This is a genomic window from Streptomyces sp. NPDC050546, assembly GCF_044457425.1.
Lineage (GTDB): Bacteria > Actinomycetota > Actinomycetes > Streptomycetales > Streptomycetaceae > Streptomyces.
Map to the genome: position 1 here is coordinate 20,207 of NZ_JBITGX010000012.1, position 16,788 is coordinate 36,994.

Below are 16,788 nucleotides of genomic sequence, written 5' to 3' on the forward strand. Positions count from 1 at the left end.
CGACCGCGAACAGAGCCCATACGAGCAGAGGAACCCGAGCGAGGAAGGGCAGAAGCGCCGACACAGCGACCCCCATCAGAGTGCAGCAAACTCCGCGCTGACGGGGCGGCTTACCGCAACGGAAACTGACCGGTCCGACGATCTTGAATCGTCGACCGGCTCACCCGCTCCCTTTGGCTGGTCGGGTCAGCACCGTTGCGCGCCCTCCGACGGCCACGAACCGTCCGCCGGGCGATCCCCGGTCGAGAGCTGCTTCAAGGATGCCACACCACCCCCGAGCACGGTTGGGGCTGTACTAACGCGATTCGCGAGCACACCGAAGCCAACCAGTAAGCCGATTCAGGCTGGAGGCTCCTCGTCGGGCGGCCGCCGGTCGCCATGAGGCCTCCGAGCACCCCTCGGCTCCGTGGCTCATCAAGATCCGGGAGGTGGACGCCGGGAAGTGCGTCGATGGGGTCTGCATGAGAAGCACCGATACCTGGTTGGCCGACTGCGGTAGGAAGGACTGCGCCATCTGTTGCCCCTCAAGCCGGAGCAGCTGCGGCGCGTGGTTGGCACCGAACGCCAGCACACCGCCGCATAGTCATCTCTTCGACCGATTCAAGCTACTCCCGCAAGGGCTTGTGGGCCCGTCGCGGCCATTGCCCATTCGACGGCTGCCACAACCTCGTCATCCGAAGACGCAAGTAGGTGTCCGTACCGGTCGACCGTGGTCGTGATCGACTCGTGGCCAAGGCGGGCCTGAATGACGGGCAACGGGACCTTGCCGGCGATCAGCCAGGAAGCATGGGTATGGCGGAGGTCATGGATCCGTGGACACTTCGTGAGCCCGGCGGCGCTGGCCGCATTCAAGGCCGGCTTCCAGCGGTGAGCGTAGAAGACGCCGGAGTGCCAGGCGCCACCTTCAGGAGCGGTAAAGATCAGATCGGATGGGTCTTTGCCCATGATGAGCCGCTGAAACAACGTCACCTGGTCGGGGGTGAGTACGAGCGTCCTACGTGACTTCTTCGTCTTCGGCGCGCCCAGGAAGGTCCCACCGCCCTCGCCTCGTCTCTTCCAAGCGCGCTGTACGCGCAGCGTCGGCCTCTTGGAGAGGAGGGTGAGGTCCTTGCGTTGAAGCGCTGTGACCTCGCCCCACCGGAGTCCGGTGCTCACCAGGACGTCCACGATGTCCACCGCGTCGGCGCGGATGTGCTGCCGCAGGAGAGCGAACTCCTCGGGTTCGAGGAACACCTCGTCGTCCTCAGCATCGTTCCCCTTAGGCAACTTGCTGTGTGCGCACGGGTTCGAGTCACGCAGCGCCGGATCGGCGTCAACCGCTGACTGGAGGATTCCGAACAGCAACCCGTGCAGGTTGGCGATCGTCTTCCGGGCGTACGCGCGCCGAGCCGTTCCCGGCGGATGGAGAGGTCCAGGTCTCCCGTCCTTGAGGTCCAGGATCCATTGGCTGACGTGATCGCGGGTGATCTTGGGACCCCGGTTGGAGACCGAAAGTTCCCCGAACCACGGCATCATGTGGCGCTCGATGAATCGGGTGTAGTTGATTCGCGTGTGGTCCGATATGTCGGTCAGCAGTGCCACATGGTTATGGGCATACACCCGGAACATCTCCGAGTCCGGCACAGAGTCCTCGTCCGGCTCGACGAATCCGAGCCCTTTCACCCAACCTGGCGGCCATTGCTGTGCGTGACCGTTGACAAGGTCGCGGAAGCGTTTCGCCGCGTCCTCGTCGTCGAAGGTCTCCCGCTGAGTCTTGCCCGTTCGAGAGCCGCCGGCTCGCCACATCACCGTGAAAGAGGGGTCACCGCCAAGGCGCTCGTTAGTCCTGATGTAAGCCATACGAGGGAGCCTACGGCGGGTTGGTGCAGCGTTTGTGCAGCGAACGCAGTGGCGCGAGTAGTATCGCAACACGATTCATGCAGGTCAGGACGTTTCTTCTGTGGTGGGGCGGGTGGGACTCGAACCCACGGCCGACGGATTATGAGTCCGCTGCTCTAACCGGCTGAGCTACCGCCCCATAGCGGCGTGTCGCGTACATGTGTGCGCGCCGTCTGCCGCAGCATAGCCGCTCATACGATCTCCTGCTTCGGATGGTCGGCTTCGCACGGCCTTCGTGACCATGAGGACCGCGCCGGGCTCCGCGCGGTTCCCAGAAGATCGGAACAGACATGAAAAAGGACCCCTGAGAGGGGTCCTCGATCACCATGCTCCCCCGACTGGACTCGAACCAGTAACCTGCCGGTTAACAGCCGGCTGCTCTGCCAATTGAGCTACGGAGGACCGAGCTCCTCGGACTGGACTCGAACCAGTAACCTGCCGGTTAACAGCCGGCTGCTCTGCCAATTGAGCTACCGAGGAATGCCTCGTTGCATCGAACGTACCTACCTGGGTATCCGCCAGGGGGCGCTCGCTCGCTGCGACACATACATTAGCGCAAGCAGGGGGGTGCTCCGCCAATCGGTACCCCGCGGGGCGCCGACACCGCACCGGAGACCTACGCAAGGGAAGGGTGGCCGCCATGCGTTACCGGCTCACGTTCGTCGCCGGAGTCGTCCTGGGTTACGTGCTGGGCACGAGGGCCGGACGCGAGCGCTACGAGCAGCTGAAGAAGACGGCCCAGCAGTTCGCGCAGAACCCGGCCGTCCGCAACACCGCGGAGTCGGCGGCCCACCAGGGCCGTGAGTTCGCGGGCAAGGCGTACCACGTGGTGAGCGACAAGGTCGGGGACCGCGTCCCCGAGTCGGTGGCCGACCGGGTCCGCCACCTCCGCGACCGCGCCACCCACAACGGCGGCGAGGACGACTGGGGCACAAGCAACACGTAACAGTTCTGCTGTGGCGCCGAGCGTGTTCACGCCCTCAGGGGCGCGGAGCTGTACCGATGTGCGGCTCCGCCGCGTGGGCGCGACCAGCCACAACGCACCCGCACACAGACTCGGCGACACACCCCCACGGCGCCCACGGCCCAACCCAAGCGGAGCGTGCGGCAGAATTTTGGCCATGGGGATAGTCGCCGGGTTGGACAGTTCACCCGATTTCACTCGTATCGTCGTCTGTGACACGGACTCCGGAGCCGTGCTCAGGCAGGGATATGCGCAGCATCCGGTGGAGAGCCCCGAGGGCGGCGGCCGGCCGTCCGACGTCGACCCGCAGGCCTGGCTGCTGTCCCTGGGCGAGGCGGCGGGCGGCGGGCTCCTCGAAGGCGTGCAGGCCATCGGCGTGTCGGCGCAGCAGAACGCCGTCGTGCCGCTGGACGCGCAGGGCAACACCGTGCGGCCGGCGATGGTCGGCAGCGACAAGCGGACGCAGGTCGCCGCGGCCGATCTGGTCGACGCGCTCGGCGGGCGCGAGGCGTGGGCGCAGGCGGTGGGCTGTGTGCCGCAGGCCGCGCAGCCGGTGACGAAGCTGCGCTGGCTGGCCCGGACGGAACCCGAGAACGCGCAGCGCACCGCGATCCTCCTACAGGCGCACGACTGGCTGGTGTGGCAGCTGCTGGGGAGGCCGGTCAGGAGAACCACCGACCGGGGCGGGGCGTCCGGCACCGGGTACTGGTCGGCGGCGACCGGGGGCTACCGGACCGATCTCGTCGAGCTGGCGCTCGGGCAGCAGGCGATGCTGCCGGAGGTGATCGGCCCGGCGGACGCGGCGGGGCGGACGCCGGAGGGGCTGCTGATCTCCGTCGGGACCGGCGAGACCATGGCGGCGGCGTTCGGGCTGGGCATCGGCCTCGGGGACGCGGTCGTGTCGCTGGGGGCGACCGGGTCCGTGATGGCCGTACACCCCGAGGCGCTGGTCGACGGGTCCGGGATGATCACCGCGCTGGCCGACGCGACCGGCATGCACCTGCCGGTCGTCACCACGCTGAACGCCGTGCGGACGCTGCGCGGTACCGCCGAGCTGCTCGGGCTGCCCGATCTGGAGAGCCTGTCCGACCTGGCGATGAAGTCGACGCCGGGGTCGCACGGACTGGTGCTGCTGCCCTATCTGGAGGGTGAGCGGACGCCGAACCTGCCGCACACCGCCGGGACCCTGGCGGGGCTGAGGCGTGAGTCGATGAAGGCGGAGCATCTGGCGCGGGCGGCGTTCGAGGGCATGCTGTGCGGGCTCGCGGACGCGCTGGACGTGCTGCGCGGCCGGGGTGTGGAGGTGCGGCGGGTCTTCCTGCTCGGGTCGGCCGCCGAACTGCCCGCCGTGCAGGCCGCCGCGCCCTCGCTGTTCGGGACGCAGGTCGTGGTGCCGCAGCCCGCGGACTACGCCGCGATCGGCGCCGCCCGCCAGGCCGCCTGGGCCCTCGGCGTGTCGCAGGGCGCCCTCGACGCGCGCACCCCACCGGCCTGGCAGGGCGCGGTCGCCCAGGTGCTGGAGCCCGGGGAGGACCTGGCGGTGGGCCAGGCGGTGCGCCAGCAGTTCGTGGCCGTACGGGAGCAGACGCATCCCGGGGCGCTTCGCTGAGCAGGCCCAGTAGGCCCTGTTGGGTTAATTCGGTTGAGGTAACGCGGGTGGAGTGTTCGACGATAGGGGCCAGGGGCAACCATCCGCCCCGTCGTCCACTCCGAGAGAAGCAGCGTGCTCATACGACTTCTGCGGACCTATCTCAGGCCCTACAAGAGACCCATAGCCCTGCTGGTGCTGCTGCAGTTCCTGCAGACCTGCGCCACGCTCTACCTGCCCACGCTGAACGCGGACATCATCGACCAGGGTGTCGTGAACGGCGACACCGGCTACATCGTGGGCTACGGCGGTCTGATGATCGGCATCTCGCTGGTCCAGGTCGTGTGCAACATCGGTGCCGTGTACTACGGCGCCCGTACGGCCTCGGCGCTCGGGCGGGACGTGCGGGCGTCCGTGTTCGACCGGGTGCAGTCGTTCTCCTCGCGTGAGCTGGGCCACTTCGGGGCGCCTTCGCTGATCACCCGTACGACGAACGACGTCCAGCAGGTGCAGATGCTGGCGCTGATGACGTTCACGCTGCTGGTGTCGGCGCCGATCATGTGTGTGGGCGGCATCGTGCTGGCGCTCGGCCTGGACGTGCCGCTGTCCGGGGTGCTGGTGGCGGTCGTGCCGGTGCTGGGCATCTGCGTGACGCTGATCGTGCGGCGGCTGCGGCCGCTGTTCCGGGCGATGCAGGAGCGGCTGGACACGGTGAACCAGGTGCTGCGCGAGCAGATCACCGGCAACCGGGTGATCCGCGCCTTCGTCCGCGACGAGTACGAGCAGCAGCGCTTCCGGAAGGCCAACACCGATCTCACGGACTTCGCGCTCGGCACCGGCAATCTGCTCGCGCTGATGTTTCCGATCGTCATGACGGTGGTGAACCTGTCGTCGATCGCCGTGGTGTGGTTCGGCGCGCACCGCATCGACAGCGGCGGGATGCAGATCGGTGACCTGACGGCGTTCCTCGCCTATCTGATGCAGATCGTCATGTCCGTGATGATGGCCACCTTCATGTTCATGATGGTGCCGCGCGCTGAGGTGTGCGCCGAGCGGATCCAGGAGGTGCTGGACACCTCGTCGAGTGTCGTGCCGCCGTCCGCGCCGGTGCGTGAGCTGCGCCGGCACGGGCATCTGGAGATCCGCGGGGCGGGCTTCCGCTACCCGGGGGCCGAGGAGCCGGTGCTGCGGGCCGTGGACCTGGTGGCCCGGCCGGGCGAGACGACGGCCGTCATCGGCTCGACCGGCAGCGGCAAGTCCACGCTGCTCGGGCTGGTGCCGCGGCTGTTCGACGCGACCGACGGGCAGGTGCTCGTGGACGGTGTCGGGGTGGCGGAGATCGACCCGGTGCTGCTCGCGCGGACCGTCGGGCTGGTGCCGCAGAAGCCGTATCTCTTCGCGGGCACGGTGGCGACGAACCTGCGCTACGGCAATCCGGACGCCACCGACGAGGAGCTGTGGCACGCGCTGGAGGTGGCGCAGGGCAAGGACTTCGTCGAGCGGCTTGAGGGCGGGCTCGACGCGCCGATCGCGCAGGGCGGGACGAACGTCTCCGGTGGTCAGCGGCAGCGCCTCGCCATCGCCCGGACCCTGGTGCAGCGGCCCGAGATCTATCTCTTCGACGACTCCTTCTCCGCGCTCGACTACGCCACTGACGCCGCCCTGCGGGCCGCGCTGGGGCGGGAGACCGCCGAGGCGACCGTCGTGATCGTCGCGCAGCGGGTGGCGACCATCCGGGACGCCGACCGGATCGTCGTCCTCGACGAGGGCCGGGTCGTGGGCACCGGCCGGCACCACGAGCTGATGGCGGACAACGAGACCTACCGGGAGATCGTGCTCTCCCAGCTCACGGAAGCGGAGGCTGCCTGATGGCCGGGCCGATGGGGCGGATGATGGCCGGGGGCGGCCCCGACCAGCGCTCGCTGGACTTCAAGGGGTCGGGCAAACGGCTGGTCGCGCGGTTCCGGCCGGAGCGCGTGACCATCTACGTACTGCTGCTGTGCGTGGTGCTGAGCGTCGGTCTCAGCGTCGTCGGGCCGAAGATCCTCGGCAAGGCGACCGACCTGGTCTTCGCGGGCATCGTCGGGCGGGGCATGCCCGAGGGGGCGAGCAAGGAGCAGGTCCTCGACTCCATGCGGGAGCGCGGGGACGGTGACGTCGCCGACATGCTGCGCAGCACCGACTTCACCCCGGGCAAGGGCATCGACTTCACGGCCGTGGGGCATGTGCTGCTGCTCGCGCTGGGCGTGTTCATGGTCGCCGGGCTGCTGATGGCGGTGGCGACGCGGCTGGTGAACCGGGCCGTGAACCGGACCATGTTCCGGATGCGGGAGGACGTGCAGACGAAGCTGTCGCGGCTGCCGCTGTCGTACTTCGACAAGCGTCAGCGCGGCGAGGTGCTGTCCCGCGCCACGAACGACATCGACAACATCGGGCAGACGCTCCAGCAGTCGATGGGGCAGCTCATCAACTCGGTGCTGACCATCATCGGCGTCCTCGCGATGATGTTCTGGGTCTCATGGATCCTGGCGCTGGTCGCGCTGGTGACCGTGCCCCTGTCGTTCGTCATCGCCACGCGCGTGGGCAAGCGGTCGCAGCCGCACTTCGTGCAGCAGTGGCGTACGACGGGCAAGCTGAACGCGCACATCGAGGAGATGTACACCGGGCACACCCTGGTGAAGGTGTTCGGGCGGCAGGAGGAGTCGGCCGAGCAGTTCGCCGAGCAGAACGAGGCGCTGTACGAGGCCGGGTTCAGGGCGCAGTTCAACAGCGGGGTCATGCAGCCGCTGATGATGTTCGTGTCGAACCTCAACTATGTGCTGGTCGCGGTCGTCGGCGGGCTGCGGGTCGCCTCGGGCTCGCTGTCCATCGGTGACGTACAGGCCTTCATCCAGTACTCGCGGCAGTTCTCGATGCCGCTGACGCAGGTCGCGTCGATGGCGAATCTGGTGCAGTCGGGCGTCGCCTCGGCCGAGCGGGTCTTCGAGCTGCTGGACGCGGAGGAGCAGGGAGCCGACCCGGTGCCGGGCGTACGGCCCGAGGAGTTGCGCGGGCTGGTGGCGCTGGAGCGCGTGTCGTTCCGCTACGACCCCGAGAAGCCGCTGATCGAGGACCTGTCGCTGAAGGTCGAGCCGGGGCACACGGTGGCCATCGTCGGGCCGACGGGGGCCGGCAAGACGACGCTCGTCAATCTGCTGATGCGGTTCTACGACGTCACCGGCGGGCGCATCACCCTCGACGGGGTCGACATCGCGCGGATGTCCCGGGACGAACTGCGGGCCGGGATCGGCATGGTGCTCCAGGACACCTGGCTGTTCGGCGGCACGATCGCGGAGAACATCGCGTACGGGGCGTCCCGGAAGGTGACCCGGGGGGAGATCGAGGAGGCGGCGCGGGCCGCGCACGCGGACCGGTTCATCCGTACGCTGCCGGACGGGTACGACACGGTGATCGACGACGAGGGTTCGGGGGTGAGCGCCGGTGAGAAGCAGCTCATCACCATCGCCCGGGCGTTCCTGTCCGACCCGGTGATCCTGGTGCTGGACGAGGCGACGTCATCGGTCGACACCCGCACGGAGGTGCTGATCCAGAAGGCGATGGCGAAGCTGGCCCACGGACGTACGTCGTTCGTCATCGCGCACCGGCTGTCGACGATCCGGGACGCGGACGCGATTCTGGTGATGGAGAACGGGTCGATCGTCGAGCAGGGCACGCATGGGGAGCTGCTGGCTGCGGACGGGGCCTACGCGCGGCTGTACAAGGCGCAGTTCGCGCAGGCGGTGGCCGAGGTGGACTGAGTCGCGTGTCGCGGGGCGACTGCGGGCCCGTCGTGGCTGGTCGCGCAGTTCCCCGCGCCCCTTGAGGTACGTGCGGCTGAGCCCCTTCAGGGGCGCGGGGAACTGCGCGACCGGCCCCCACCGGGGCCGCGGGCGGCGTCAGTCCAGATAGCCCCTCAGCTGGTCCGCGAAGGTGTGGTCGCGGAGTTTGTTCAGGGTCTTGGACTCGATCTGCCGTATCCGTTCCCTGGTCACGCCGAAGATGCGGCCGATCTCCTCCAGCGTGCGGGGCCGGCCGTCCGCCAGCCCGTAGCGGAGCTGGACGACCTTCCGCTCCCGCTCCCCCAGGGTCGACAGGACCGCTTCCAGGTGCTCCCTGAGGAGGAGGAACGCGGCCGACTCCACGGGGCTGGTGGCGTCGCCGTCCTCTATGAGGTCGCCGAGGGCGACGTCGTCCTCCTCGCCCACGGGCGCGTGCAGCGACACCGGCTCCTGGGCGAGGCGCAGCACCTCGCTGACCCGCTCAGGCGCCAGGTCCAGGTGCGCGGCGACCTCCTCGGGCGTCGGCTCGTACCCCCGCTCCTGGAGCATCCGCCGCTGTACCCGCACGACGCGGTTGATGAGCTCCACGACGTGGACGGGGACCCGGATGGTGCGGGCCTGGTCGGCCAGGGCGCGGGACATGGCCTGGCGGATCCACCAGGTGGCGTAGGTGGAGAACTTGTAGCCGCGGGCGTAGTCGAACTTCTCGACGGCCCTGATGAGGCCGAGGTTGCCCTCCTGGACGAGGTCGAGCATGGTCAGCCCGCGCCCGACGTACCGCTTCGCCACGGACACGACGAGCCGCAGGTTCGCCTCGATGAGCCGGCGCTTGGCCATCCTGCCCAGGACGACGAGACGGTCGAGGTCCAGTGCCAACTGGCTGTCCAGATCAGGTGTGTTGCTCAGCTTCTCCTCGGCGAACAGGCCGGCCTCGACACGGCGGGCGAGTTCGACCTCCTCGGCCGCGGTCAGCAGGGGGATGCGGCCGATCTCCCGCAGGTACTGGCGGAACAGGTCCGAGGAGGGACTGCCGCTCTCGGTGCGGGCAGGCGGCCGCACGACGGTTTCGGGAACCTCGGCCCTCTCGAGGGCCTCGGCGGGCGGCTCCTCCGGCTCCGGTTCCGTCTCGGGGTGGTGCACGACGAGGCTCTGCGCCGGAACCGCGGGCAGGGCGTCGTCCTCCGCGGCCGGCGCGCCATCGGCGTCGGTCTGGGTGAGGGTCTGGGTCTGCACGGGGGCGACCTCCAGGATGATCGCTGCCAAGGTGTGCGGCAGCGGTACTTCGGGGGCGGAGTCGACGGCCTCGCCGCTTTCCGTCCCGTACGCGATGAGCGGAACCGCGGGGGTCTGGGACCCGTCGGTGACGGATCGGCCGCGCTCCGAGGACTCAGGCACCGCAACCCAGTGTGGGGGAAGACACATCGTCGCCACGAGGGGCGTGCGATGACTTTTTGCGTTCGGGACGTGACCGCGTGGTGACGTCAGAGCGCGGCGGCGCCGTGTTCTCTCAGGGTCTGGTCGTACTGCTGGAGGACCCAGAGTTCGTTCTGGACGGCGGCGAGCTGGGCCGGGTCGCCCTGGGTGGCGAGGCGGGTGAGCTGGCCGGTGATGTCCCGGATGCGGCGCTCCACGGCGCGGCGGCGGACGGTGACCAGCTGGGCGCCGGCGTACACCTCGTCGACGCCCTTCACGCCCTTGTGCAGCATGATCGCCTCGACTGCCAGTTCGGTGACCATCGCGCGGACCGCGTCGTCGGGGGCGGCCTCGCGGACCTTGACCAGGTAGTCCTGGGGGTCCTCGACGCCCAGTTCGGCGCCGCCCGCGTCCAGGATGGCCATGCGTACGGCGGTGTAGGGCGGGGCGGTGAACTCGTCGGCTCCGTAGGCGTCGAAGGCCGGGGAGACGAGTTCCGGGCGCTGGAGGGCCAGCTTGAGGAGTTCGCGTTCGGTGGCGAAGACGGGGTTGCGGAGGTTGAGGGCCGGGCCGCGGGGGGCGGCGGACCGCTGGGCGGAGGCGTACTGAGGTGACGCCTGCTGGTGCCGGTCGGGGGCCGGGCCCTTGCCGCCGCGGTCGCGGGCCCAGCGGGCCAGCTGGGCCACACGCTTGACCACGAACTGGGTGTCGAGGATGCCCAGCATGCCGGCGAGCTGGACGGCGACCTCGTGCTGGGCGCCGCTGTTCTTGATGCGGGCGACGACGGGGGCCGCCTCGTCCAGGGCGGCGGCGCGGCCGGCCGGGGTGTCGAGGTCGTAGCGGGCGACGATCTGGCGGAGGGCGAACTCGAAGAGCGGGGTGCGCGGTTCGACCAGGTCGGCCACGGCCTCGTCGCCCTTGGCGAGGCGCAGGTCGCAGGGGTCCATGCCGTCCGGGGCGATGGCGATGTACGTCTCGGCGGCGAACTTCTGGTCGTCCTCGAACGCGCGCAGGGCCGCCTTCTGGCCGGCGGCGTCGCCGTCGAAGGTGAAGATGACGCGGGCCGAGCCGTTGTCCATGAGGAGCCGGCGGAGGATCTTGATGTGGTCGCCGCCGAAGGCCGTGCCGCAGGTGGCGATGGCCGTGGTGACGCCGGCCAGGTGGCAGGCCATGACGTCCGTGTAGCCCTCGACCACGACCGCGCGGCTGGACTTCGCGATGTCCTTCTTCGCCAGGTCGATGCCGTAGAGGACCTGGGACTTCTTGTAGATCGCCGTGTCGGGCGTGTTGAGGTACTTGGGGCCGTTGTCCGCCTCGTAGAGCTTGCGGGCGCCGAAGCCGACGACCTCGCCGCCGATGTCGCGGATGGGCCACATCAGGCGGCCGCGGAAGCGGTCGATGGGGCCGCGGCGGCCCTCCTGGGAGAGCCCGGAGAGGAGGAGCTCCTTGTCGGTGAAGCCCTTGCCGCGCAGGAAGCGCGTGAGGTGGTCCCAGCCCTGGGGGCTGTAGCCGACGGAGAAGTGCTGGGCGGCGGCCTGGTCGAAGCCGCGTTCGGCGAGGAACTGGCGGCCGGTGTCGGCCTCCGGGCTGGTCGCGAGCTGTTCCACGTACCACTCGGCGGCGATCTTGTGGGCCTCGACCAGGCGGATCCGTTCGCCGCGCTGGTGGGAGGGGTTGTACCCGCCCTCCTCGTAGCGCAGGGTGACGCCCGCCTGGCCGGCCAGGCGCTCGACCGCCTCCGAGAAGGAGAGGTGGTCGATCTTCATCACGAACGTGATGGTGTCGCCGCCCTCCTGGCAGCCGAAGCAGTGGAACAGGCCCTTGCTGGGGCTGACCTGGAAGGAGGGCGACTTCTCGTCGTGGAACGGGCAGAGACCCTTGAGGTTCCCGCCGCCCGCGTTGCGCAGCTGGAGGTACTCGGACACCACGGCGTCGATCGGGACCGCGTCCCGTACCGCCTTCACGTCCTCGTCGTTGATCCGTCCTGCCACGCGTGAATTCTACGGGGGCCGGAGGGTGCCTACGGCGCCAGGTTTTCCAGCGGCACGTGCGGGTCCGCCAGGGACTCCGGGTTCACCTGGGCCTTGGTGCGGATCAGGTGCTGGATCTTGTCTGTGACGTCCCACACGTTGACGTTCATCCCGGCCAGGACGCGGCCCTCCTTCACCCAGAAGGCGATGAACTCGCGCTTGCCCGCGTCCCCGCGGATCACCACCTGGTCGTAGGTGCCCGGGGGCGCCCAGCCGGAGTACTCCATGCCCAGGTCGTACTGGTCGGAGAAGAAGTAGGGCACGCGGTCGTACGTCACCTCGCGGCCGAGCATGCAGCGGGCGGCCGCCGGTCCGCCGTTCAGCGCGTTGGCCCAGTGCTCCACCCGCAGGCTGGTCTCGAAGAGGGCGTGGTGGAAGGAGGCCACGTCGCCGGCGGCGTAGATGTCCGGGTCGGAGGTGCGCAGCCGCTCGTCGACCACGACGCCGCCGCCGTGGGCACGGTCGGCGATCTCCAGGCCGGCCGCCTCCGCCAGATGGGTGCGGGGGGCCGCGCCGATCGCGGCCAGGACGTCGTGCGCCGGGTGCTCCTCGCCGTCGTCGGTGCGGGCCGCGAGGACCATGCCGTCCTGGCCGACGATCTCGGTGAGCCGGCCGCCGAAGTGGAAGCGGACGCCGCGCTCGCGGTGCAGCTCGGCGAAGAGCCCGCCGAGCTCCGGGCCGAGAACGCCGTGCAGCGGGGTCGGCTCGGGCTCGATGACCGTGACCTCGGCGCCGTACTCGCGGGCCGCCGCCGCGACCTCCAGGCCGATCCAGCCGGCGCCCGCGATCACCAGGTGGCCGTTGTCGCGGCCCAGATTGGTCAGGACGTGCTTGAGCCGTTCGGCGTGGGCGAGGCGGCGCAGGTGGTGCACGCCCGCCAGGTCCGTGCCCGGGATGTCGAGACGGCGGGGCTCGGCGCCGGTCGCCAGGAGCAGCTTGTCGTAGCGGACGAGGGTGCCGTCCTCGCCGAAGCGGACGGTCTTCGCGGTGCGGTCGATCGCGTCGACGGTCTGGCCCAGGTGCAGCTCGATGTCGTTGGCCGCGTACCAGGCGGGCTCGTGCACGAAGACGCTGTCGCGTTCCTCCTTGCCGAGGAGGTAGCCCTTGGACAGGGGCGGGCGCTCGTAGGGGTGGTCACGTTCGTCGCAGATCAGTATCACGCGGCCGGTGAAGCCCTCCGTGCGGAGCGTCTCGGCTGCCTTGGCGCCTGCCAGTCCGCCTCCGACGATGACGAAAGTCTGATCCGCGTCGACCACTTGATGCCTCCTCGTAAAGATGTCGCCACTTGCGAGCGTCCCGCACGGAGCGTGATGCGGGAAGAGGGAGTGACCCGATCAGGCCACGGAGGGTCACATTCGGGGGTGCTCAGGTCCCGAGCGTCGCGTCAGTCTCATGCCTGCCCCGTCAGACGGGCGTGAAGCGAACGGGCCGACGTGTCGGTGAGGGAGGCGATCTGGTCGACGATCACCCGCTTGCGGGCACGGTCGTCCGGCGCCTGGTCGAACAGGGCACGGAACTGCGGGTCCAGGCCGTCCGGGGCGCGGGCGGTGAGCGCCTCGGCGAGTTCGGCCACGACGATCCGCTGGTCGGCGCGCAGACGTTCCTGCTCGGCGCGCTGCATGACGTAGAGGTCCGCGACGGCCTTGAGGACGGCGCACTCCATACGGGCCTGGCGCGGCACGACCAGCTCGGCCGCGTACCGGGTGAGCCGTCCGGCGCCGTAGGAGGTGCGGGTCGCGGTCTCGGCGGCCAGGCAGAAGCGGCCGATGAGCTGGCTGGTCGCGTCCTTGAGCCGGGCCTGGGCCACGGCGGTGCCGTCGTAGCCGTGCGGCCACCACTCCTGGGCGAGGAGCCCGTCCAGGGCCTCGGCCAGCTCCGCGGGATCGGTGTCGGACGGTACGTAGCGGCCTCGGGCGACCTCGAAGACGTCATGGCGTTCGGGGTCGGCGTGCAGGCAGTTCGGGTCGATGTGCCCGGCGTGCAGGCCGTCCTCCACGTCGTGCACCGAGTAGGCCACGTCGTCGGACCAGTCCATGACCTGTGCCTCGAAGCAGGTGCGGGTGCCGGGGGCGTCCTTGCGGAGCCAGTCGAAGACGGGGCGGTCGTCCTCGTAGACACCGAACTTCGGGGAGTCCGGGTCGGTGGGGTGGGCGCCTCGGGGCCAGGGGTACTTGGTGGCGGCGTCGAGGGCGGCGCGGGTGAGGTTGAGGCCGACGGAGCCGTCCGGGGTGAACCGCTTGGGCTCGATGCGGGTGAGGAGTCTGAGGGACTGGGCGTTGCCCTCGAAGCCGCCGCAGTCGGCCGCGAACTCGTTGAGGGCCTGTTCGCCGTTGTGCCCGAAGGGCGGGTGGCCCAGATCGTGGGAGAGGCAGGCGGCTTCCACCAGGTCCGGGTCACAGCCGAGGGCCGCACCCAGCTCTCGGCCGACCTGGGCGCATTCGAGGGAGTGGGTGAGGCGGGTGCGGGGGCTGGCGTCCCAGGCCGGGCCCATGGTGCCGGGTGTCACGACCTGGGTCTTGCCGGCGAGGCGTCGTAGGGCGGCGGAGTGCAGGACCCTTGCCCTGTCGCGCTGGAAGGCTGTGCGGCCGGGGCGTTTGTCTGGTTCCTGGGCCCAGCGGTCGACTGACGTCGGGTCGTAGGCCGGGGGGTTTGTCGAGGTGCCTGCCATGTGTCGACAGTACGGGCATGGGTGTGCCGCGTGCCTGAGCGTTTGCCGGGTTCGGTGGTGTGGCGAGTGCGGGTTGGTCGTGGCTTGTCGCGCAGTTCCCCGCGCCCCTTGGGGCGTCAGGCCGAGGCCAGTTCCCTTGTAGCGGGCGACTTCGCCAGAGCCTCGTCGTAGCGGTGGAGGAGGAGGCGGGCCATCGACGGGTGGGTGCCGAGGGGGGACGCCGCTATCCAGGGGGCTTGCTGGGCGCACTCCGTGGCGAAGCGGCCCGGGGCCGTGAAGTAGGACGCGAGGGCGATCTGGTGGCGGCCTCTCGCGACGAGGGTACGGACGGCCGTGTCGACCGACGGGGTCGCTGCCGAGGCGTAGGCCGGGAGGACGGGGACGCCCAGGCGGGCCGCCAGGAGGTGGGCCGTGCGGGCGGTGTCCCGCTTCGCGTCCGGGTCGCGGGAGCCTGCCGCCGCGAGGACGACCGCGCTGCTGCCGCGGGGTGTCCGGCCCCAGCCGGCCTCCGTCAGGCGGGCCTGGAGGGCGTCCACCAGGAGGGGGTGCGGGCCGAGGGGAGCCGCCACTCTGGTGCGGGCCCGGGCCGCCGCGGCCATCTCGGGGATGTCCCGCTTGACGTGGTAGCCGCGGCTGAGGAGGAGGGGGACGAGGACCGCTTCCGAGTCTCCGAGGGCGGCGAGCGTGTCGGGGAGCAGGGGGGCGTTCAGTTCGATGTGCCCGAGGTGCACCGGCAGGCCGGGGCGCAGCGCGCGGACCCGGTCGAGGAGGGCACGGACCGTGCTCAGCGCGCGCGGGTCGCGGCTGCCGTGCGCCACGACGACGAGGGCGGGCGGGACCGGGCGGCGGGCCGCGGTCGGCGGGACGAGGCTGAGCTGGCTGGACATGTACCGATGGTCGCGGCGGTACGTTGCCTTCCCGTTGCGTGGGGGTCACCGGTGTGTTTTCCGGCGGTTCACCATGGGGGGCGCGGGCGGTGTGAGGGGCCTTGACCTGGGGTTTCGGGGTTTCGCGTGAAGCTGGTCACCTGCCGTGCGGTGAACCGGACGGGCCGATCGGGCGTCCTCGAAGGTCAGACCGACCTGGGGAGGGACCTGTCCGATGCGTGCTCCGAAGTTCCGCAGACCGAGGCTGCCGCGTACCCGCCGGGGGCAGCGGCGGCTGGTGCAGGCCGTGATGGCCGGGTGCGTGCTCGGGTTGCTTCCGTCGACCTGGATGTACGCGGTGGCGGGTGACCGGCTGCGGACGACGGCGGATGCGCCGCGTACCGATGTGGCCGTGGTGTTCGGGGCGGGGCTGTGGGAGGGGGAGCCCTCGCCGTATCTCGCGCACCGGCTGGACGCGGCGGCCGAGCTGTACCGGAAGGGGCGGGTGAAGGTGGTGCTCGTCACCGGGGACAACAGCCGCGAGGACTACGACGAGCCGGACGCGATGCGTGTGTATCTGACCCGGCACGGGGTGCCCGACGGGCGGATCGTCAGCGACTACGCCGGGTTCGACACCTGGGACTCCTGCGTGCGCGCGAAGAAGATCTTCGGTGTGGACGAGGCCGTGCTGATCAGCCAGGGCTTCCACATCCGGCGGGCGGTGGCGCTGTGCCGGGCTGCGGGGGTCGAGTCGTACGGGGTCGGGGTGGACGCGGTGCACGACGCGACCTGGTACTACGGGGGCGCCCGGGAGATCTTCGCCGCGGGGAAGGCGGCGCTGGACGCGGCGTTCCGCCCTGATCCCCGGTTCCTCGGGCCTCAAGAGCCGGGCGTGGAGCGGGCGTTGGCCACGGCCGAATAGCCTGTCGGATGAATCAGGACGTTCTGCCGGAGCGGGTTTGACGCGCACATTTCACCCCAGAGCGTGAAATACACCTTGGGCGCTCTCCGTGTTCACACGACCACGCTTAGTGTCTTCGGCGTGCGGCGGCGGATCGGGCCGCCGCCGCGAACTGGGGGAAAGGACATCTGATGACTCGACTTCGCTCCGCGCTGGTGATGGCCGCCGCGGGCGCGCTGCTGGCCGTGCCGGCCGCCATGGGGACCGCCTCGGCGGCGCCCGTGGCCGCCGCGGCGGTCAAGGCCCCGGAGCCGGGCTGCGCGAAGCTCGGCGCCTCCGGCCAGTGGTGGGCCGACATCCACAACGTGTGCGGGCACACCATCTCCGCCAGCGTGGAAGTCGACGGCTTCGACCCCTCGTGCATCCAGATCGGCCCCGGCGGGGTCGGGAGGATCGGTCTGGACGTGGGCGACGAGCCGTACTACGCGTACGAGTGCTGACCGGGGCCGTGCCCTGACCAGGCACGGTCCCTGAACGTGGCCGGGGGGGGGGGGGGGGGGGGGGGGGGGCCCCCCCCCCCCCCCCCCGGCCCCCCCCCCCCCCCCCGCACACCCCCCCCCCCCCCCCCGCCGCGCCCGCCACCCCCCGGGGCCAGGGCCGGC

12 protein-coding genes and 3 tRNA genes are annotated in these 16,788 nt (G+C 70.4%); 6 read left to right on the plus strand and 9 right to left on the minus strand.

Translation table 11 applies throughout. The annotated features are described in order from the left end of the window. Positions 1–600: 600 nt before the first annotated feature. The 4 genes from ACIBK5_RS27930 to ACIBK5_RS27945 all read right to left on the minus strand — a co-directional run bounded on the left by ACIBK5_RS27930 (position 601) and on the right by ACIBK5_RS27945 (position 2,358). A complete protein-coding gene (locus ACIBK5_RS27930) occupies positions 601–1,839 on the minus strand; it encodes a tyrosine-type recombinase/integrase (RefSeq protein WP_399023610.1) in 1,239 nt (412 codons plus the stop codon). Positions 1,840–1,940: 101 nt separating this feature from the next. Then, positions 1,941–2,017 (minus strand) — tRNA-Ile (locus ACIBK5_RS27935). A 190-nt stretch (positions 2,018–2,207) separates the two neighbouring features. Continuing rightward, positions 2,208–2,280 (minus strand) — tRNA-Asn (locus ACIBK5_RS27940). A gap of 5 nt (positions 2,281–2,285) precedes the next feature. Continuing rightward, a tRNA-Asn gene (locus tag ACIBK5_RS27945) sits at positions 2,286–2,358 on the minus strand. 160 nt (positions 2,359–2,518) lie between these two features. Here ACIBK5_RS27945 and ACIBK5_RS27950 point away from each other — a divergent pair. The 4 genes from ACIBK5_RS27950 to ACIBK5_RS27965 all read left to right on the plus strand — a co-directional run bounded on the left by ACIBK5_RS27950 (position 2,519) and on the right by ACIBK5_RS27965 (position 8,227). Continuing rightward, complete coding sequence (locus ACIBK5_RS27950) at positions 2,519–2,824, plus strand: YtxH domain-containing protein (RefSeq protein WP_189725003.1); 306 nt, start codon at positions 2,519–2,521, stop codon at positions 2,822–2,824. 175 nt (positions 2,825–2,999) lie between these two features. Further along, positions 3,000–4,451, plus strand: a complete 1,452-nt coding sequence (locus tag ACIBK5_RS27955) for an FGGY-family carbohydrate kinase (protein ID WP_399023612.1) — start codon at positions 3,000–3,002, stop codon at positions 4,449–4,451. 114 nt (positions 4,452–4,565) lie between these two features. Beyond that, entirely contained in the window at positions 4,566–6,299 is a 1,734-nt protein-coding gene (locus ACIBK5_RS27960) for an ABC transporter ATP-binding protein (protein ID WP_399023614.1), read from the plus strand. After that, positions 6,299–8,227, plus strand: a complete 1,929-nt coding sequence (locus ACIBK5_RS27965) for an ABC transporter ATP-binding protein (RefSeq protein WP_399023616.1) — start codon at positions 6,299–6,301, stop codon at positions 8,225–8,227. Before ACIBK5_RS27960 ends, ACIBK5_RS27965 begins: the two co-directional genes overlap by 1 nt. A gap of 138 nt (positions 8,228–8,365) precedes the next feature. On the opposite strand, the gene ACIBK5_RS27970 is transcribed toward ACIBK5_RS27965, so the two are convergent. From ACIBK5_RS27970 to ACIBK5_RS27990, 5 genes are all read right to left on the minus strand, one after another. Further along, a complete protein-coding gene (locus tag ACIBK5_RS27970; protein WP_399023619.1) occupies positions 8,366–9,643 on the minus strand; it encodes an RNA polymerase sigma factor in 1,278 nt (425 codons plus the stop codon). Positions 9,644–9,729: 86 nt separating this feature from the next. Continuing rightward, positions 9,730–11,652 (minus strand): DNA primase, encoded by a 1,923-nt coding sequence (gene dnaG / locus ACIBK5_RS27975; RefSeq protein ID WP_399023620.1) that lies wholly within the window; start codon positions 11,650–11,652, stop codon positions 9,730–9,732. A 29-nt stretch (positions 11,653–11,681) separates the two neighbouring features. Continuing rightward, positions 11,682–12,947, minus strand: coding sequence for an NAD(P)/FAD-dependent oxidoreductase (locus ACIBK5_RS27980; RefSeq protein ID WP_399023622.1), 1,266 nt, complete (start codon positions 12,945–12,947; stop codon positions 11,682–11,684). Between the two features lie 134 nt (positions 12,948–13,081). Next, positions 13,082–14,359 carry a deoxyguanosinetriphosphate triphosphohydrolase gene (locus ACIBK5_RS27985; RefSeq protein WP_399023623.1) on the minus strand — a complete coding sequence of 426 codons (1,278 nt, stop codon included), beginning with the start codon at positions 14,357–14,359 and terminating at the stop codon, positions 13,082–13,084. Between the two features lie 116 nt (positions 14,360–14,475). Next, complete coding sequence (locus ACIBK5_RS27990; protein ID WP_399023625.1) at positions 14,476–15,246, minus strand: sirohydrochlorin chelatase; 771 nt, start codon at positions 15,244–15,246, stop codon at positions 14,476–14,478. Positions 15,247–15,460: 214 nt separating this feature from the next. Between ACIBK5_RS27990 and ACIBK5_RS27995 the strand changes: the two genes are divergently transcribed. After that, complete coding sequence (locus tag ACIBK5_RS27995; protein ID WP_399023627.1) at positions 15,461–16,147, plus strand: vancomycin high temperature exclusion protein; 687 nt, start codon at positions 15,461–15,463, stop codon at positions 16,145–16,147. A gap of 170 nt (positions 16,148–16,317) precedes the next feature. Further along, positions 16,318–16,626: a hypothetical protein gene (locus ACIBK5_RS28000; RefSeq protein ID WP_399023629.1), complete on the plus strand. Its 309-nt coding sequence runs from the start codon at positions 16,318–16,320 to the stop codon at positions 16,624–16,626. Positions 16,627–16,788 lie beyond the last annotated feature (162 nt).